The organism is Streptomyces broussonetiae (assembly GCF_009796285.1).
GTDB lineage: Bacteria > Actinomycetota > Actinomycetes > Streptomycetales > Streptomycetaceae > Streptomyces > Streptomyces broussonetiae.
Genome location: NZ_CP047020.1, coordinates 1,890,816 through 1,910,764 on the forward strand (window position 1 = coordinate 1,890,816; position 19,949 = coordinate 1,910,764).

Here is a 19,949-nt window from a genome sequence, read left to right on the forward strand (position 1 = left end):
GTCTGCGTCCAGATTAGGAACGCTGCGGCTGCGGCACATTGGCATTCTCAGGCCGGTTCGAGGTAGAGGTTTCTCTACCTCGGCCCGCCAGGTTCCGGAGGTCGGCCTGCGGGCTTTGTGCCGCGTTGACGTCACCCTTGTCCGCACATTTGCTTCCCTTTCGAATGGGCTGGTTGACACCCGTGTCTCCGGGCGTTTGTGCGGGTACCTTCGAACCCGTCGGCAGAAACCACGGAAGATAGGAAGTCCCATGGCCAGGAGGCCTGACCACGAACTGACCGCGCAGGTGCGGCCAGACGGATATCTGGAACTTTCCTCCCGGCGCACAGGGAAGCGGCATCGGTGCGGACCACGTGGCACCACGATGTGGCTGGCGCTCCAGCGCAGCGGCTGGCAGCCGGAATTGGCCGCCGATGAAATCTCGCTGCAATTAGGGGTGGATCCGGACAGTATCCGTTGTGATATCCACGCGTGGCTGGCGCATTTCCGCGAAGCCGGCGAGTGAAGAAATGGTGGGGCGCGGCGTCCTTTCGGTCGCCTCGCCCCACCATGTGTGTCTCCTGCTCTTCGCCAGGGGGCGGACATCGCTCGTCGTCAGGGGGTGCCCGTGGCCCGTACGGCCGTCAGCCATCGCTCGACGGCCTCGGCGGTGGCCGCGGCGAAGTCCTCCAGGATGGTGAAGTGAGTGCCGGGTACGTCGACCGGTTCGTGGTCCGCGGGCCAGGCTGCCCGCCAGTCGTCGGTGCCGGTGCCGGTCGCGAAGGACTCCTCGGGCCGCGCGAACAGCACCGGCGCCGTCAGGGCACCCGGCATGCAGCGCTGGATCAGGTCGCTGTAGCGGCTCATGGCGGCGAGGCGGGCGGTGCCGAAGCCGCCGAGGGACGACTCGCGGTCCAGCATCCCGTCGAACATCTGCCGCCACAGGTCGTCCTTGCCGTCGTCCCCGGGCAGATAGGTGTCGAGCAGCACCACCCCGGAGGCGGGCCGGCCGGCCTTCTCCATGATCTCGGCCGCCGCATGGGCGAACTGGCCGCCGGAGGAGTAGCCGACGAGGACGTACGGCCGCTCGTCCGGGCAGGCCCGGCGGATGCCCTCGACGACCACCTCCACCACCGCGTCCACCGAACGCGGCAGCGGATCGCCGGGGCCGAAGCCGGGCATCGCGGGCACCAGGACGTCCCGGCGGCCCTGGAAGTGGCGGGCGAACCGGGCGTACTGGTGTGCGCCGCCCAGTGCCATCGGCGAGGGCAGGCAGACCAGACGCGACACGGTGTCGTCGCCACCGGTGGCCAGCCGCACCGGATCGGTGACGTGCCCGAACTCGGCCAGGCACGAGAAGCCCGGGAGGATCTCGGCGACGGTCCGCAAGAGGTCGATGGCCTGCGCCATCCGCCCGTCGGCCGCCGCGCGCCGCACCAGTCCGCCGACCGATTCGAGGTCCGGTCCGCCGTCGGCCGGGGCCGGCCGGCCGCCGTCGGCGAGGTGGTCGCGCAGGACCGCGGCGAGGGCGGCCGGCGTGCGGTGGTCGAAGACGGCGCCGGCGGGCAGGGCAATGCCCAGAGCGGTGCCGAGGGCACCGCGGAGTTCGGCCGCGGAGACGGAGTCCATGCCGATCTCCAGGAAGACGGCATCGGGTTCGACGGCCTCCGCTCCCGCATGGCCGAGGATCGCCGCGGTCTGGGCCCGGACCACGTCGGTCAGCAACGCCTCCTGCTCGACCGTGGTCGCACCGGCCAGCCGCCGTCGCAACGGCTCGGTGTCCGTCGGCTCGGCGTCCGCGGCGGGCGGCACCGGCTCGGCGAGCGGTCCGGCGGTGAGGGCGACGTCCGCGTTCAGCCAGTACCGTTCGTGCCGGAAGGCGTAGGTGGGCAGGTCGGCGTGGGCCGTACCGGGGAAGAGTGCCGCCCAGTGCGGGGCGAGGCCGTCGGTGTACAGGCGGGCGAGCCCGGACATCAGCGCCACGGGCTCGCTGCCGGTGCGCCGCCCGAGGGCGACGAAGACGGCGCCGTCGGCTTCCGCGCACGCGCGGGCGAGCCCGGTCAGGACGGCGTCGGGGCCGAGTTCGACGAAGCGGCCCGCGCCGGAGGCGGAGAGGGCGCCGACGGCATCGGCGAAGCGGACCGTCTCGCGCACATGCCGTACCCAGTAGCCGGGGTCGCGCAGCTGCGCGCTGTCGGCGCGGCGGCCGGTGAGGGTGGAGACCAGCGGGATGCGCGGCTCGTGGTAGGTCAACTTCTCGGCCACGCAACGGAATGCGTCGAGCATGCCGTCCATCAGCGGCGAGTGGAAGGCGTGCGAGACGGAGAGCCGCTTGGTCTTCGCGAAGCCCTCGGCGGCAGCCAGCACCGCCTCCGCCTCGCCCGAAAGGACCACGGAGGAGGGCCCGTTGACCGCGGCGAGCCCGACCCGGCCGTCCAGCAGCGGCCGTATCTCGTCCTCGGTGGCCTGTACGGCGACCATCGCGCCGCCTTCCGGCAGCGCCTGCATGAGCCGACCGCGGGCGGCGACCAGCGTGCAGGCGTCGTCCAGGTCCAGGACGCCCGCCACATGGGCGGCGGCGAGTTCCCCCACGGAGTGCCCGGCCAGGATGTCGGGCCGCACGCCGAAGGACTCCAGCAGCCGGAACAGAGCCACTTCGAAGGCGAACAGGGCCGTCTGCGCGTACTGCGTGCGCTGGACGGCCTCGGCGTCGTCGCCCGCCAGCAACCCGGCGAGGTCCAGGCCGAACCGGGCGTCGACCGCGTCGAAGGACTCCGCGAACACCGGGTACCGGGCGCGCAGTTCGAGGCCCATGCCGAGGCGTTGGGCGCCCTGACCGGTGAACAGGAACGCCGTACGTGTCCCTGTCCGAGCCTTTCCGGTGATCACCGAAGGGGCGGGCGACCCGGTGGCGAGGGCGTGCAGAGCGGCCAGGAGCTGGTTCCGGTCGGTACCCGTGACGGCCGCGCGGTGGTCGAAGACGGCCCGCCGGGTGCCGAGGGCCCGCGCGACGGCCGCCGCGGACAGCTCGGGCCGGTCGGCCACGAACGCGTGCAACCGCTCGGCCTGTGCCGGCAGAGCCTGTGCGGACCGGGCGGACAGGGGCCATACGACAGCCGGGGCTTCGGCGTCGACGGCCGCCGCTTCACCGTCCGTCACCGGCCGGTCCTGCGCGGACGGCTCCTCGATGATCGTGTGGGCGTTGGTGCCGCTGATCCCGAAGGAGGAGACGCCCGCGCGCCGCGGCCGGTCTGCCCGGGGCCAGTCCCGCTGCTGCGTCAGCAGCCGTACCTGTCCGGTGTCCCAGTCGACCTTGGTGGACGGCGCGTCCACGTGCAGCGTCCTCGGCAGCACGCCGTTGCGCATCGCCATCACCACCTTGATGACGCCCGCGACACCGGCGGCGGCCTGCGTGTGCCCGATGTTGGACTTCACCGAGCCCAGCCACAACGGCTCACCGGCGGGCCGGTCCTGACCATAGGTGGCCAGCAGCGCCTGCGCCTCGATCGGGTCACCCAGCGTCGTACCCGTGCCGTGCGCCTCGACCACGTCCACGTCGGCCGCCGACAGCCGCGCCGCCGCCAGCGCCTGCCGGATCACCCGCTGCTGCGAGGGACCGTTCGGCGCCGTCAGCCCGTTGGACGCACCGTCCTGGTTCACGGCGGAACCGCGAACCACAGCCAGCACCGGATGCCCGTTGGCCCGCGCGTCCGACAGCCGCTCCAGGACGAGGACTCCCAGGCCTTCGGAGAACCCGGTGCCGGAGGCGTCGTCGGCGAAGGAGCGGCAGCGCCCGTCCGGGGAGAGGGCGCCCTGCCGGCTGAACTCGACGTAGGTGCCCGGCGAGGCCATCACCGTCACTCCCCCGGCCAGCGCCAGCGTGCACTCGCCCTGCCGCAGTGCCTGGGCGGCCAGGTGCACGGTGACGAGCGACGAGGAGCAGGCCGTGTCGACGGACAGGGTCGGTCCCTCCAGGCCCAGGGTGTAGGCGACCCGGCCGGAGACGATGCTGCCGGAGCCGAAGCTGCCGAAGTAGTCGTGGTACATCACGCCCGCGAACACACCGGTGCGGCTGCCGCGCAGCGACACGGGATCGATGCCTGCGCTCTCCAGCGCCTCCCAGGAGCCCTCCAGCAGGAGGCGCTGCTGCGGGTCCATGACGAGGGCCTCGTTCGGGCTGATCCCGAAGAACGCGGCGTCGAACTCGCCCGCGTCGTGCAGGAATCCGCCCTCGCGGGTGTAGGAGCGGCCCGGTGTGCCTGGCGTCGGGTCGTACAGCTCCGGGTCCCAGCCCCGGTCGGCGGGGAATTCGGTGATGCCCTCGGCGCCGTCCGCGACCAGGCGCCACAGGTCCTCGGGGGACCGGACGCCGCCCGGGTAGCGGCAGGCCATGCCGACGATCGCGATGGGTTCCCGGGCCGCCGCGGTCAGTACACGGTTGCGTTCCTGCAGCCGCTCGATCTTCTCCAGCGAGGCACGCAGTGCCTCGACCATCCTGGTGTCCGGCTTCTCGGACTCGGCCATGGTCCTCTTCCTTGTCACGGACGCCGTCACAGGGCGTCGTCGTCCTCGACGAGATCGTCCAGCGCCATGCTGATCAGGCTCTCGGCGTCCATCGCGGCGATCGGTGCGCGGCTGGGTTCACCGGCTGCCGCCGACTGGGACGCGGGCCGCAGCCCGGCGAGTTCGAGCAGGCTGTCCAGCAGGCCCGCTTCGCGGAGCCGGCCCACCGGGATGGCGGCGAGCGCGGCCCGCACGGTATCCGCCTCGTCGCGCTCGCCGTCGGCGGGGCGGGGGGCCAGTTCGGCGGCGAGGTGCTCGGTGAGCGCGGCCGGCGTGGGGTGGTCGAAGACGAGCGTGGCGGTCAGCCGCAGCCCGGTGGCCTCGTTGAGCCGGTTGCGGAACTCGACGGCGGTCAGCGAGTCGAAGCCGAGGTCCTTGAAGGGCAGTTCGTTCGCCAGTTCCTCGATGCCGAGCACTGCCCCGGCCTCGTCCCGCACCAGCCGCAGCAGCCGTTCGGTGCGCTCCTTCGGTGCGAGTCCGGCCAGTTCGCGGCGGAGTGCCGACACGGCGGCCGACGCTCCGGACCCGGTACGGCGCGGGGCCCGCACCAGGGAGCGCAGCAGCGGGGCGACCCGGGCGGCCTCGCGCGGGGCGAGATCGAGCCGGGCCGGCAGCAGGACCGGCTCGTCCCGGCCCACGCCCGTGTCGAACAGGGCGAGCCCCGCCTCCGCGTCGAGGGCGAGCACCCCGCCGGAGGCCATCCGGCGGCTGTCGGTGTCGCCGAGCCGGTCGGCCATGCCGCCGCTGCCCGCCCAGGCGCCCCAGGCGAGGGAGACCGCGGGCAGGCCGAGCGAGCGGCGGTGGACGGCGAGGGCGTCTAGGAAGGTGTTGCCGGCGGCGTAGCCGGACTGGCCGGGGCTGCCGAGCAGGCCGGCCGCGGAGGAGAACAGCACGAACGCGGTCAGCGGGCGTTCCCGGGTCAGCTCGTGCAGGTTCCAGGCGGCGTCCAGCTTGGGCCGCAGGACGGTGTCCAGCCGCTCGGGCGTGAGCGAGGTCAGGACGGCGTCGGCCAGGACGCCCGCGGTGTGGACGACCGCGCGGACCGGGTGTTCGTCCAGGACCCGGGCGAGGGCGGTGCGGTCGGCGGCGTCGCAGGCGACGATCGTCACCTGCGCGCCGAGCGCCGTGAGTTCCTCGCCCAGTTCGGCCGCGCCGGGCCCCTCCGGTCCGCTGCGGCTGAGCAGCACCAGCCGCTCCGCGCCGTGCGCGGTGACCAGGTGCCGGGCGACCAGCCGGCCGAGAGCGCCGGTGCCGCCGGTGACGAGGACGCCGCCGGACCAGTCGGCCGGGGCGGCTGCGGCCGCCCGCGGGGCCCGCACCAGCCGGGGAACGTTCGACATGCCGTTTCGCAGCGCCAGTTGGGGCTCGCCGGAGGCGACGGCGGAGGGCAGCAGGCGCCGGGAGGCGTCCGTGTCGTCCAGGTCGGCGAGGACCAGCCGGTCGGGGTGCTCGGACTGGGCGGAGCGGATCAGCCCCCACGCGGCGGCGGCACCCGGGTCGGTGACGCCCTCGGGACCTCCGGCGCCGCTGGTGGCGACCACCAGGGTGGTCTCGGCGAACCGGTCGTCGGCCAGCCACTCCTGCACCTGGGAGAGCAGTTCGCGGACACCGGCCCGGATCGCCTCCGGTGTGTCGCCGCCGGTGTGCACGAGGACCACGGTGTCCGGGGCCTGTTCCGCGGCCTCGGTCAGCTCGGCGGCGACGGCGACCTCGGCGACCTCCCCGGCCAGTGCTCCGGCCAACTCCGTGCTGCCTGCGCCGAGTACGGTCCAGCGTCCGGCCTGCGGGGCCGCGGGCACGGAGAGGGGCGCCCAGTCGAGGGCGAACAGGTCGTCGTGTCCGCCCGCGGCGGCCGCGGCGATCCGCTGCGGGTCCACCTCGCGCAGGGACAGCGACGCCACGCGCGCCACGGGCTGCCCGCTCTCGTCGGCGGCCTCGATGCGCACGGCGCCGGTGCCTGCCGGGGCGATCCGCACCCTGAGGGCGCTCACGCCCCGCGTGTACAGCTCGACGCCGTTCCAGGCGAAGGGCAGCGTCATGCGCTCCTCGGCTCCGGCGCGCAGCCCGATGGCGTGCAGGGCGGAGTCGAACAGCGCCGGGTGCAGACCGAATGCGGCGCCGTCGGTGGGGACGGCGACCTCGGCGTACGTCTCGTCACCGCGCCGCCAGGCGGCGACGAGGCCCTGGAAGCGGGGCCCGTACTCGGCGCCCAGCCCGGCGAGCCGGTCATAGACGCCGTCCAGGTCGACCGGTTCGGCGCCGGGCGGCGGCCACGCGGCAAGGTCGTGGGCCGCTCGCTCCTCGGCGGGCCGCAGCAGTCCGGTGGCGTGGGCGGTCCACGGGTCGCCGTCGGCCGCGGCAGCGTGGACGCGGAAGGCGCGCGCGCCGGACGCGTCGGGCTCGCCGACCGTGCACTGCAGGCGGACGGCGCCGTCCTCGGGCAGCACCAGCGGCTCGGTGACGGTCAGGTCCTCCACCGTGCCGCAGCCGACGCGGCCGCCGGCGGCCAGGGCCATCTCGACGAAGGCGGTGCCCGGCAGCAGCGGCACGCCACCGACGCTGTGGTCCGCCAGCCACGGGTGCTCGGCGAGGGAGAGGCGGCCGGTGTACAGGAGGCCGTCGGCGCCGGCGAGTTCGACGGCGGTGCCGAGCAGAGGGTGGTCGGCGGCCGGGCGCGGCAGGCCGAGGTCGCCCGTCATCCAGTGGCGGCTGCGCTGGAAGGCGTAGGTGGGCAGGTCCGAGCCGTCGCGGTGCGGCAGCAGCGCCGTCCAGTCGACGGCCGCACCGTGCACGTGAAGAGCGGCGAGCCCGGCGACGAAGGCCTCGGTCTCCTCGCGGTCCTTGCGCAGCAGCGGTACGACGGCCGCCCCGTCGGGCAGGCACTCGCCGGCGGCGGCGGTCAGCGCGCTGCCCGGGCCGACCTCGGCGAAGTGCCGCACACCCGCGTCGTGCAGGGCGGTGACGGCATCGGCGAAGCGGACGGCCTCACGGGCGTGCCGTACCCAGTACTCGGGCGTGCACAGCTCGTCGGGGTCGGCCGGGGCACCGGTGAGGGTGGACACCAGCGGGATGCGCAGCCTGCCGTACGACAGCGAGGCGGCGATCTCGCGGAACTCCTGCAGCATCGGCTCCATCAGAGCCGAGTGGAAGGCGTGGCTGACGGCCAGTTCCTTGGTGCGTTCGAAGCGGGCGGCCAGGGCGCGGGCCGCTTCGGCGGGGCCGGAGACGACGACCGACGTGGGCCCGTTGACGGCGGCGATGCCCACCCCGTCGCCCAGCAGCGCAGCGACCTCGTCCTCGGTGGCGTTGACGGCGATCATCGCGCCGCCCTCGGGCAGGGCCTGCATGAGGCGTCCCCGGGCGGCGACGAGCGTGCAGGCGTCCTTCAGGTCGAGCACGCCCGCGACATGGGCGGCGGCGAACTCGCCGACGGAGTGCCCGGCGAGCAGGTCGGGCCGGACGCCGAAGGACTCCAGCAGCCGGTACAGGGCCACTTCGACGGCGAACAGCGCGGGCTGGGTGTACTCGGTGCGCTCCAGAAGCCCGGCGGAGTCCAGGACCTCGGCGAGCGGCCGGTCCAGCAGCGGGTTCAGGTGAGCGCAGACCTCGTCGAAGGCGGCGGCGAAGGCGGGGAACGCCGCCGCGAGGCGGGTGCCCATGCCCGGCAGCTGCGAGCCCTGGCCGGAGAAGAGGAAGGCTAGCCGTCCGTCGGCGGCGGTGCCGAGGACTCCGGCCTGCGGGGTACGGCCCTGCGCCAACGCCCGTACGCCGGCGGTCAGTTCGTCGCGGGTGCGACCGAGGACGGCGGCCCGGTGGACGAGCCGGGTACGGGCGTGGGCCAGCGCACCGGCGAGGCGGTACGGGTCGGTGTCCGCGGTGGCGGACAGGTGCTCCAGCAGCCGGGCGGCCTGGGCGCGCAGGGCGTCCGGGGTGTGGCCGGAGAGCAGCCATGGCACGGCGGCGGTCGCCGGGGTGGCGGGCTCCTGGACCGGCTCCGGCTCGGGCGCGGCCTCGATGATCACATGGGCGTTGGTGCCGGAGATGCCGAAGGAGGAGATGCCGGCGCGGCGCGGGCGCCCCGGGTCGGGCCAGGAACGGTTCTCGGTGAGCAGGCGGACGCCCGCGCCCTCCCACTCCACGTGCCGGGACGGCCGGTCGACGCCGAGGCTGGCCGGCAGGGTCTCGTTGCGGATGGCCTCGACCATCTTGATGACCCCGGCGACACCGGCGGCGGCCTGGGTGTGGCCCAGGTTGGACTTGACCGAGCCGAGCCACAGCGGGCTGTCCTCGGTGTGCTCGGCGCCGTAGGTGGCGATCAGCGCCTGCGCCTCGATGGGGTCGCCGAGGGTGGTGCCGGTGCCGTGGGCCTCGACCACGTCGACGTCGGCCGCCCGGAGCCCGGCCGCCTGCAGTGCACGGCGGATGACGCGCTGCTGGGCGGGGCCGTTCGGGGCACTGATGCCGTTGGAGGCACCGTCCTGGTTGACGGCGGTGCCGCGCAGTACGGCGAGGATGTTGTGGCCGCGCCGGCGGGCGTCGGACAGGCGCTCCAGCAGCAGCACGCCGGCGCCCTCGCCGAACCCGGTGCCGTCGGCGGCGTCCGCGAACGGCCTGCAGCGGCCGTCTCGGGCCAGGCCCCGGTGCCGGCTGAACTCGACGAAGGTGCCCGGGGTGGCCATGACGGTCACGCCGCCGGCCAGCGCCAGCGAGCAGTCGCCCTGCCGCAGGGCCTGGGCGGCCAGGTGCAGCGCCACCAGCGACGAGGAGCAGGCCGTGTCGACCGACAGGGTCGGCCCCTCCAGGCCCAGGGTGTAGGCGACCCGGCCGGAGACCACGCTGCCGGAGCCGAAGCTGCCGAAGTAGTCGTGGTACATCACGCCCGCGAACACACCGGTGTCGGAGCCGCGCAGGGTGGCGGGGTCGATGGCGGCCCGCTCCAGCGCCTCCCACGAGGTCTCCAGCAGCAGCCGCTGCTGCGGGTCGGTGACCTCCGCCTCCTCGTCGTCCATGGCGAAGAACGCCGGGTCGAAGTCGGCGGCGTCGTACAGGAAGGCGCCGTGCCGGGTGTAGCTGGTGCCGGGCCGGTCCAGGGTCGGGTCGTAGAGGTTCTCGACGTCCCAGCCGCGGTCGGTCGGGAACTCGCCGACGGCGTCGCGGCCTTCGGCCACCAGCCGCCACAGGTCCTCCGGCGAGGCGACGCTGCCGGGGAAGCGACAGGCCATGCCGATGACGGCGATCGGTTCGTCGGCGGCGGCAGCGCTGCGGGACGCCGGGCTGCGCGTCACCTCGGCGAGCGTACCGGTGAGTTCACCGAGCAGATGGGCGGCGAGTTCGGCGGGGGTGGGGTGGTCGAACACCAGGGTGGCGGGCAGCCGCAGGCCGGTCGCCGCCGAGAGCCGGTTGCGCAGTTCCACGGCCGCCAGCGAGTCGAAGCCCAGCTCCCTGAAGGCGAGGGTGCGGCCGACGTCCTGCGTGGAGCGGTAGCCGAGGATGGTCGCCACGTGGTTCTGCACGAGTGCGGTGAGGAAGGGCTCCCGTTCCCCCTCCAGCAGTCCGGCGAGCCGCTCCCGCAGGGCGTCGGCGCCGCCGGCTCCGCTCTGCCCGCCGGCCGCACCGGCCCGGCGCACGGGCACCAGGGCCCGCAGCAGCGGAGCCAGGCCCTCGCCCTGGGCGCGCAGGGCCGCCAGGTCCAGCTTCACCGGCAGCACGGCCGGATCGGCGCCGCGCACCGCGGCGTCGAAGAGGGCGACGCCCTCGTCGGTCTCCAGCGGGGCGACACCGCCGCGGGAGATGCGGGTGAGGTCCGTCTCGTCGAGGGTGCCGGTCATGCCGCCCGCCTGTGCCCACAGGCCCCAGGCCAGGGAGTGCGCGGGCAGTCCGAGGGTCCGGCGGTGTACGGCGAGCGCGTCGAGGTAGGCGTTGGCGGCGGCGTAGTTGGCCTGGCCCGGCGAGCCGAGGGTGGCGGCGGACGAGGAGAAGAGCACGAACGCCGACAGGTCGAGGTCCGCGGTGAGTTCGTGCAGGTTCCAGGCGGCGTCGACCTTCGGCCGGAACACGGTGTCGATCCGCTCCGGGGTCAGCGAGGTGAGCACGCCGTCGGCGAGGACACCGGCCGCGTGGATCACGGCGGTCAGCGGTCGGTCGGCCGGTACGGCATCCAGGACGGCGGCGAGCGCGGCCCGGTCGGCGACGTCGCAGGCGACGGACGTCACCTCGGCGCCCAGCTCGGTGAGTTCGGCGACGAGGCCGGCGGTGTTGCCGCTGCGGCTGAGCAGCAGCAGGTGCCGTACGTCCCGGACGGCGACCAGATGCCGGGCGAGGATCCCGCCGAGGGCGCCGGTGGCGCCGGTGAGCAGGACGGTGCCGGTGCCCAGGCCGGGGCTCTCGCTCGCGTCCGGTCCCTCGGTGACGCGGGTGAGCCGGGGCACCAGCCAGGCTCCCTCGCGCAGGGCCAGGTGCGGCTCGGCGATGGCGACCGCCTCGGCGAGGCGTGCGGTGTCCACCTCCTCGTCGGCCTCGACGAGGACGATCCGGCCGGGGTTCTCCGACTGGGCCGAGCGGACCAGTCCGCCGACCGCGGCTCCCGCCGGGTCGGTGCCGGCGACGACCACGAGGTTGCGGTCGTCGCCGGCGAGCCGGGCGCGCAGCTCGTCCAGGACCGTGTCGACGGCCGCCCGGACCGCGGCGGCGCCGACCCCGGCCGGGGCCCGCACCACCTCCGCCGCCTCGGCGGGCTGCGTGGCCGAAGGTGCCGGCACCCAGTCGACCCGGTACAGCCCGCCCGCGCGGGCCGAGCCGGACGCGGCCTCGAGCGCCTCGGTCCTGAGGGGCCGCAGGGTGAGCGAGTCGACGGTGGCGACGGGCACGCCCGTGGGGTCGGCGAGGGTGAGGGAGACGGTGCCCTCGCCGGTGGGCCGGACACGGACACGCAGCGCACTCGCGCCGGTGGCATGCAGCCGCACCCCGGACCAGGCGAACGGCAGCAGTGCCTGTTCGCCCGCCGCGTCGGTGAGGCCGACGGTGTGCAGGGCGGCGTCCGACAGGGCCGGGTGCAGCCCGAAGCCGTCGGGTGCGGCGTCGGTGGCGACCTCCGCGTACAGGCCGTCCACGGTGCGCCAGGCGGCGCGCAGGCCCTGGAAGAGCGGGCCGTAGCCGAGGCCGAGGGCGGCGAGTTCGTCGTACAGGCCGTCGAGGCTCACGGCCTCGGCGCCCTGCGGGGGCCATGCGGTGAGCGGGTCGGAGTCGGCCGGGAGGGTGCCGGTCGGGGCGAGGAGGCCGTCGGCGTGCCGGGTCCAGGGGAGTTCCTCGTCCGGGCTCTCCGGACGGGACCAGATGGTGACCGGGCGGGTGTCCCCCTCGGGTGCGCCGACGGCGACCTGGAGCTGGACGGCGCCGTGGTCGGGCAGGACCAGCGGGGCGTGCAGGGTGAGTTCGGCGATGTCGCCGCAGCCGACCTGGTCACCGGCGCGCAGGGCGAGTTCGAGGTGCCCGGTGCCGGGGAAGAGCAGCCGGCCGCCGACCCGGTGGTCCGCCAGCCAGGGCTGGGTGCCGGGTGAGAGGCGTCCGGTGAGGACGGCGCCCTCGCTGTCGGCCCGTACCATCGCGGCGCCGAGCAGGGCGTGGTCGGTGGGGGCGAGTCCGGCGGAGGTGACGTCGGCGCCGGTCGCGGTGGAGTCGAGCCAGTACCACTCGCGCTGGAAGGCATACCCGGGCAGCGGGACGCGGCGCGGGCGGCGGCCCTCGGCGACGGCGGCCCAGTCGACGTCGGCGCCGTGGGTGAACGCCTCGCCGAGGGCGATCAGCATCCGGTCGCGGCCGCCTTCGTCACGGCGCAGGGAGCCCACGGCGGCCACGGCGTCGTCGGTCTCCTGGATGCCGACGGTCAGCACGGGGTGCGGGCTGGACTCGATGAACAGCTGGTGGCCGTCGGTGACGGCGGCGCGCACGGCGTCCTCGAAGAGCACGGTTCCGCGCAGGTTGGTGTACCAGTACCCGGCGCCGAGTTCCGTGGTGTCGACCGGGCCGCCGGTGACGGTCGAGTAGAACGGCACCTGGGTGGCGCGTGGCTCGATGCCGTCGAGGACGTCGGCGAGGCGCTCGCGCAGGGTCTCGACGTGGGCACTGTGGGAGGCGTAGTCCACGGGCAGACGCTTGGCGCGGACCTTCTCCTCCCGCAGCCGGCCGAGGAGTTCGTCGAGGGCGTCGGGGTCGCCGGACACCACCGTGGAGGCGGCGCCGTTGACGGCGGCGACGGACAGCCGGCCGTCCCAGGCGGTGAGCCGGGCGCGGACCGCGTCGGCGCCCTCGGCCACGGACATCATGCCGCCGGAGCCGGAGAGCAGTTCGGCGATGGCCTGCGAGCGCAGGGCGACGACCCGGGCGCCGTCCTGGAGGGACAGGGCGCCGACCGCGCAGGCGGCGGCGATCTCGCCCTGGGAGTGTCCGATGACGGCGGCCGGGGTGACGCCGTACGCGCTCCAGGTGTGCGCCAGGGACACCATCACCGCCCACAGCAGCGGCTGGACGACGTCGACGCGGTCGAGGTCGCCGCGCAGCTCGGTGTGGAAGTCCCAGTCGGTGTACGGCGCGAGGGCGGCGGCGCACTCGGCCATGCGGGCAGCGAACACCGGGGATTCGTCGAGCAGTCGGGTGGCCATGCCGGACCACTGGGAGCCCTGGCCGGGGAAGACGAACACGGGCCGGGCGCGGCCGGCGGCGGTGCCCTGGACGAGGGTGCGGGCGGTGGTGCCGTCGGCCAGCGCGGCCAGGGCTTCGCGCAGTTCGGCCGGGTCGGCGCCGGTGATCGCGGCCCGGTGCGGGAAGCGGGCGCGGGCGGTGGCGAGCGACCAGCCGATGTCGGAGGGGGACGGCTCGCAGTGGGTGTCGAGGTGGCCGAGCAGGGCCGCGGCCTGGCCGGAGAGCGCGGCGGGCGTCTTGGCGGTGAGCAGCCACGGGACGGCGAGACCCTCGGGTCCGCCGTGCGGGGGCTCGGCGGGGGCGGGCGGTGCCTGTTCGAGGATGACGTGCGCGTTGGTGCCGGAGATGCCGAAGGAGGACACACCGGCCCGGCGCGGCCGCCCGTGCTGGGGCCAGTCCTGCTGCTCGGTCAGCAGCCGCACCTGACCGGCGTCCCAGTCGACCTTCGTGGACGGCCGGTCGACGTGCAGGGTCTGCGGCAGGATCCCGTGCCGCATGGCCATCACCATCTTGATGACGCCGGCGACACCGGCGGCGGCCTGGGTGTGCCCGATGTTGGACTTGACCGAGCCGAGCCACAGCGGGGTGTCCTCGGGGCGTTCCCGGCCGTAGGTGGCCAGCAGCGCCTGCGCCTCGATCGGGTCGCCCAGCGTCGTACCGGTACCGTGGGCCTCCACGATGTCCACGTCGGCGGTGGTGAGGCGGGCGTTCTCCAGGGCTTCGAGGATGACGCGTTCCTGGGAGGGGCCGTTGGGGGCGGTCAGGCCGTTGGAGGCACCGTCCTGGTTGACGGCGGTACCACGGACCACGGCGAGCACCTCGTGCCCGTTGCGGCGGGCGTCGGACAGCCGCTCCACCACCATGACGCCGACGCCCTCGCCCCACACGGTGCCGCCCGCCGCGTCGGCGAAGGCGCGGGTGCGGGCGTCCGGGGCGAGCGCGCCCTGCCGGCTGAACTCGATGAACGTCTCCGGGGTGGCCATCACGGCGACACCGCCGACCAGCGCGAGGCTGGACTCGCCCTGCCGCAGCGACTGCGCGGCCAGGTGCAGCGCCACCAGCGAGGAGGAGCAGGCCGTGTCGACGGAGAGCGACGGACCCTCCAGGCCCAGGGTGTAGGCGATGCGCCCGGAGATGATGCTGCCGGAGCCGAAGCTGCCGAAGTAGTCGTGGTACTGGACACCGGCGAACACACCGGTGCGGCTGCCCTTGAGGGTGTGCGGGTCGATGCCCGCGCTTTCCAGCGCGTCCCAGGACACCTCCAGCAGCAGCCGCTGCTGTGGGTCCATGACGAGGGCTTCCTTGGGGCTGATGCCGAAGAACGGGGCGTCGAACTCGCCCGCGTCGTGCAGGAATCCGCCCTCGCCGACGTAGGAGGTGTCGGGCCGCTGCCGGCCGGCGTCGACGATGCGGTCCACGTCCCAGCCCCGGTTGGCGGGGAAGGGGGTGATGGCGTCGGTGCCGTCGGCGACCAGCCGCCACAGGTCCTCGGGACTGCGGACGTCGCCCGGGTAGCGGCACGCCAGACCCACGATGGCAAGCGGCTCGTCCGCGCGGGCCGTCACGGTACGACGGGCCCGGCGGGTTCCGGCGCGGGCGCCGCCGACCAGGGTGCCGAGGTGGGCGGCGAGCGCCTCGGGGGACGGGTGGTCGAAGACGAGGGTGGCGCTCAGCCGCTGGTCCAGCTCGGCGGAGAGGGAGTTGCGCAGCTCGATGGCGGCGAGCGAGTCGAAGCCGAGGTCCTTGAAGGCCCGATCGCTCTCCACGCCGCCGGGGTCGGCGTGGCCGAGCACGGCGGCCACGTGGGTGCGGACGGTGTGCAGCAACGCCTCGGCGCGCTCCTCGTCCCCGAGGCCGGCCATCCGCTCGGCGAAGCCGGTGTCGGCCCCCTCGGCGGCGGCTGCCCGGCGCACCGAGCGGCCCGCGAGCGCACGGAAGACCGATGCGAGGCCGCTGCCCTGGGCGCGCAGCGCAGGCAGGCTGAGCCGCACCGGTGCCACCGCGGGGCGGCCGACGCGCACGGCCAGGTCGAACAGGGCGGTGCCCTCCTCGGCCGACAGCGCGGTCATGCCGCCACGCGCCATCCGGGCGCGGTCGGCCTCGTCCAGGGAGCTGGTCATGCCGCCGGACGGGGCCCACGGGCCCCACGCCAGGGACAGCGCGGGCGCCCCCTGGGCCCGACGGTGCGCGGCGAGGGCGTCCAGGAGGGCGTTGGCGGCGGCGTAGTTGCCCTGGCCCGGGGCGCCGACGGTGCCGGCGACGGACGAGAACAGCACGAACGCCGAAAGCCCGTCCGTGAGTTCGTGCAGGTGCAGGGCGCCGAGCGCCTTCGGTGCAAGGACCCTGTCGAGCCGCTCGGGGGTGAGCGAGGCGACCACGCCGTCGTCCAGGATGCCGGCGGCGTGCACGACCGCGGTGAGCGGGTGCTCGGCCGGGATGCCGGCCAGCGCGGCGGCGAGGGCGTCGCGGTCGGCGACGTCGCAGGCGTGGGCGGTCGCGGTGGCGCCGAGGCCGGCGAGTTCGGCGATCAGGTCGCTCGAGTTGCCCGAACGGCTGAGCAGCGCGAGGTGACGAACGCCGTACGCGGTGACCAGGTGCCGGGCGAGCACCGGGCCGAGGCCGCCGGTGGCGCCGGTGAGGAGGACCGTGCCCTCGGGATCAAGACCCAACCCGGCTGGTTCCTGCGGCATTTCGGTGCGTACGAGACGCGCCGCGTACGCGGCGCCGGAGCGCAGTGCGACCTGCGGTTCGCCGGAGGCGAGGACGGCGGGCAGGACGGACGCGGCATCCGTGCCCGGTGCGAGGTCGAGCAGCACGTACCGGTCCGGGTTCTCCGACTGCGCGGACCGCACCAGGCCCCACACGGCCGCGCCGGCCAGGTCGGACACGTCCTCGCCCGCGACACTCACCGCGCCATGGGTGACCACGGCCAGCGGGCGCGGGTCGTCGTCCTGGAGGGCCGCGAGCGCGCTGTGCAGCGTTTCCCGTACGGCGGCCGCGTCGGTGCCCGGTGTGCTGTGCAGCACCCGGTGGTCGGTGTCGGGGGCGTCGATCCCCAGGGGCAGCGGCTGCCATTCGAGGGTGAACAGGGCGTCCGCGGTGGTGTCCCGGGCCGCACGCAGGTTGGTGAGGGGGCGGGAGGCCAGCGAGGTGACCGTGGCGACCGGGGCGCCGGTGGCGTCGGCCAGGTCGACGGCGAAGGCGTCCGGTCCGGCGGGCACCAGCCGCGCTCGCAGCACGGAGGCGCCGACGGCGTGCAGGGTGACGCCCGCGAACATGAAGGGCAGCCGGGCGGTGTCGTCGGCGGAGCCGTCGCCGAGCAGTGCCAGGGAGTGCAGGGCCGCGTCGAAGGCGGCGGGGTGCAGGCCGAAGCGGGGCGCGTCGGCGGCGGGCCGCTCGGGCAGTCGTACCTCGGCGAACACCTCCTCGCCGCGCCGCCAGGCGGCCGTCAGGGCCCGGAAGCCGGGGCCGTACTCCAGTCCGGCGGCGGCGTGCCGCTCGTACAGGCCGGTGGTGTCGAGGGGTTCGGCGTCCTCGGGGGGCCAGACGTCCAGGCGGGTGCCGGGGGTGTCGGTGCCGGCGGCGAGGAGGCCGGAGGCGTGCAGCGTCCACGGCTCGTCGGCGGGCAGGCTCTCGGCGCGGGCGTACACCTGTACCGTACGGGCGCCGGAGGCGTCCGGTGCCCCGACCGCGACCTGGACGCGCACACCGTCGTCCGCGGGCAGCACCAGCGGTACTTCCAGGGCCAGTTCCTCCAGGCGGCCGCAGCCGACCTGGTCGCCGGCCCGGACGGCGAGTTCGACCATGGCGGTGCCGGGGACGACGACCGAGCCGCCGACGACGTGGTCGGCGATCCAGGCGTGCGTGCGCACCGAGAGCCGGCCGGTGAGTACGGCGCCGTCGGAGTCGGCCAGCATCGTGGCCGCGCCGAGCAGGGGGTGGTCGGCGGAGTCCAGTCCGGCGGAGCCGACGTCGCCGACGGTGGTGGCAGTCTCGGGCCAGAACCGCTCGCGCTGGAAGGCGGTGGTGGGCAGGTCGACGGTGCGGGCGCCGGTGAACAGCGCGGTCCAGTCCACGGCCGACCCGCCGGTGTACATGCGGGCGACGGCGGTGAGCAGAGTCTGCGTCTCGTCGTGCTCGCGGCGGGTGGCGGCGGCGAGCACGGCGTCGGATTCCGTGCCGTCTGCGGCCAGGCACTCGCGGGCCATGGCGGTCAGCACGGCGTCGGGGCCGAGTTCGAGGAAGCGGGTGACGTCCTCGGCGGCGAGGGCGCGTATCCCGTCGTGGAAGCGGACGGCCTCGCGTACATGGCGTACCCAGTACTCGGGGGTGGCGAGGTCCTGGGTGGCGAGGGAACCGGTGACGTTGGAGACCAGCGGGATCGTGGCCCGGTGGAAGGTCAGGGACGTGATGACCGACCGGAAGTCGGCCAGCATCGGCTCCATGAGCGGCGAGTGGAAGGCGTGCGAGACCTTGAGCCGCCGGCTCTTCTCGAAGCGGGCGGCCACCGCCTCGGCCTCGGCGGTGTCGCCCGAGATCACCACGGAGTCGGGGCCGTTGACGGCGGCGATGCCGACCCGCTCGGTGAGCAGCGGGCGGACCTCGTCCTCGGTGGCGCGTACGGCGATCATGGCGCCGCCCTCGGGCAGCGCCTGCATCAGCCGGCCGCGCGCGGCCACCAGGGTGGCTGCGTCCGGCAGGTCCAGGACGCCCGCGACATGGGCGGCGGCGATCTCGCCGATGGAGTGTCCGGCCAGGTAGTCGGGGGTCATGCCCCAGGACTCGACCAGCCGGTACAGCGCGACCTCGAAGGCGAACAGCGCGGTCTGGGTGCGGGCGGTGCGGTTCAGCGGCTCGGGGTCGTCGCCGAACATCACCTCGCGCAGGTCGTCGTCGAACAGCGCGCAGATCTCGTCGACGGTGCGGGCGAACACCGGGAAGTGTGCGTAGAGTCCGCGGCCCATGCCGGCGCGCTGCGAGCCCTGTCCGGTGAACAGGAAGGCGGTCTGCCCCTTGCGGACGCGGCCGAAGGCGGCGCCCCCACCGCCCTCGGCGATGCGCGTCGCCGCCTCGATCAGCGCGTCGCGGTCGGCGCCGAGGACCACGGCCCGGTACTGGTGGGCGGTGCGGGTGGCGGCCAGGGAGTGCGCCACGTCCTGCGGGGCCGACTCGCCGACGGCGGCCACCAGACGGGCCGCCTGCTCGCGCAGGGCGCGCTCGGTGCGGCCGGTGAGCACCCACGGGACCAGGGGTGGTGCCGTGCGCGGCCCCGGCTCCGGCTCGGCCTGCGCCGGCTCCTCGGCGGGGGCCTCCTCCAGGATGGTGTGCGCGTTGGTGCCGCTGGCACCGAAGGAGGAGACGGCGGCCCGGCGGGGGCGGCCGGGGTCGGTCCAGGGCCGGTTCTCGGTGAGCAGGCGGACCTGGCCCTGGTCCCAGTCGACCTTGGTGGACGGCTCGTCGGCGAACAGCGACTTGGGCAGGACCTGGTGCCGTATCGCCATGACGGCCTTGATGATGCCGGCGACGCCGGCGGCGGCCTGGGTGTGCCCGATGTTGGACTTGACCGAACCGAGCCACAACGGGGTGCCCTCCGGCCGGTCCTGGCCGTAGGTGGCCAGCAGGGCCTGCGCCTCGATCGGGTCGCCGAGGGTGGTGCCGGTGCCATGGGCCTCCAGGAGGTCCACGTCGGCCGGGACGAGCTGCGCGCCGGTGAGCGCGGCCCGGATGACGCGCTGCTGGGACGGCCCGTTGGGTGCGGTCAGGCCGTTGGATGCGCCGTCCTGGTTGACGGCGGAGCCACGGACGACGGCCAGCACCTCGTGGCCGTTGCGGCGGGCGTCGCTGAGCCGCTCCAGCACCAGCATGCCGGCGCCCTCGCTCCAGCTGGTGCCGTCGGCGGTGTCCGCGAAGGACTTGCTGCGGCCGTCGACAGCGAGGCCGCGCTGCCGGGAGAAGGCGATGAAGTTGCCCGGCGTGGACATCACGGTGGCGCCGCCCGCCAGGGCGAGCGTGCATTCCCTGTTGCGCAGCGCCTGGACGGCCAGGTGCACCGCGACGAGTGCCGAGGAGCAGGCGGTGTCGATGGTGACGGCCGGGCCCTCCAGACCCAGGGTGTAGGAGATGCGCCCGGAGATGACGGCGGCCAGCACACCGGTGCCGAGCGCCGCCTCGCTGTCCTGCGGCATCCTCGCCAACAGGTCCTTGTAGTCCTGGCCGTTGGTGCCCGCGAACACCCCGATCCGGCCGCCGTGCGCCGAGTCGGGGGCGATCCGGGCCCGCTCCAGGGCCTCCCACGACACCTCCAGCAGCAGCCGCTGCTGGGGGTCCATCGCGACCGCCTCGCGGGGGCTGATGCCGAAGAAGTCCGGTTCAAAGCCCGCCGCGTCGGCCAGGAAACCACCGCGCTTGACGTAGGTCTTGCCGGTGGCGTCCGGGTCGGGGTCGTAGATCCCGTCGACGTCCCAGCCCCGGTCGTCGGGGAAGTCACCGATGGCGTCGGTGCCGTCGTGGACGAGCCGCCAGAACTCCTCCGGGGTGGTGACGCCGCCGGGGAAGCGGCAGCTCATCCCGACGATGGCGATGGGTTCCCGGTCCTGGGTCTCCACCTCGCGCAGCCGCTGACGGGTCTGGGCCAGGTCGGCGGAGACCCGCTTGAGGTAGGAGAGCAGCTTTTCGTCGTTGGTCATCGGGTGTCGCCACTCCTGTGCGAA

At 74.8% G+C, this 19,949-nt stretch carries 3 protein-coding genes; 1 reads left to right on the forward strand and 2 read right to left on the reverse strand.

Translation table 11 applies throughout. The features are described from left to right. Nucleotides 1-250 precede the first annotated feature (250 nt). Nucleotides 251-505: a hypothetical protein gene (locus GQF42_RS08825; RefSeq protein WP_158919093.1), complete on the forward strand. Its 255-nt coding sequence runs from the start codon at nt 251-253 to the stop codon at nt 503-505. A gap of 89 nt (nt 506-594) precedes the next feature. On the opposite strand, the gene GQF42_RS08830 is transcribed toward GQF42_RS08825, so the two are convergent. Continuing rightward, on the reverse strand, nt 595-4,503 hold the full coding sequence (locus GQF42_RS08830) for a type I polyketide synthase (RefSeq protein WP_158919094.1): 3,909 nt from the start codon (nt 4,501-4,503) through the stop codon (nt 595-597). A gap of 26 nt (nt 4,504-4,529) precedes the next feature. Further along, complete coding sequence (locus tag GQF42_RS08835) at nt 4,530-19,925, reverse strand: type I polyketide synthase (RefSeq protein ID WP_158919095.1); 15,396 nt, start codon at nt 19,923-19,925, stop codon at nt 4,530-4,532. Between the last annotated feature and the right edge of the window lie 24 nt (nt 19,926-19,949).

Excerpts from the sequence above, each read along its gene's own strand:
- GQF42_RS08825 (WP_158919093.1), top strand. The coding sequence starts at position 251 with ATGGCCAGGAGGCCTGACCACGAACTGACCGCGCAGGTGCGGCCAGAC.
- GQF42_RS08830 (WP_158919094.1), bottom strand. The coding sequence starts at position 4,503 with ATGGCCGAGTCCGAGAAGCCGGACACCAGGATGGTCGAGGCACTGCGT.
- GQF42_RS08835 (WP_158919095.1), bottom strand. The coding sequence starts at position 19,925 with ATGACCAACGACGAAAAGCTGCTCTCCTACCTCAAGCGGGTCTCCGCC.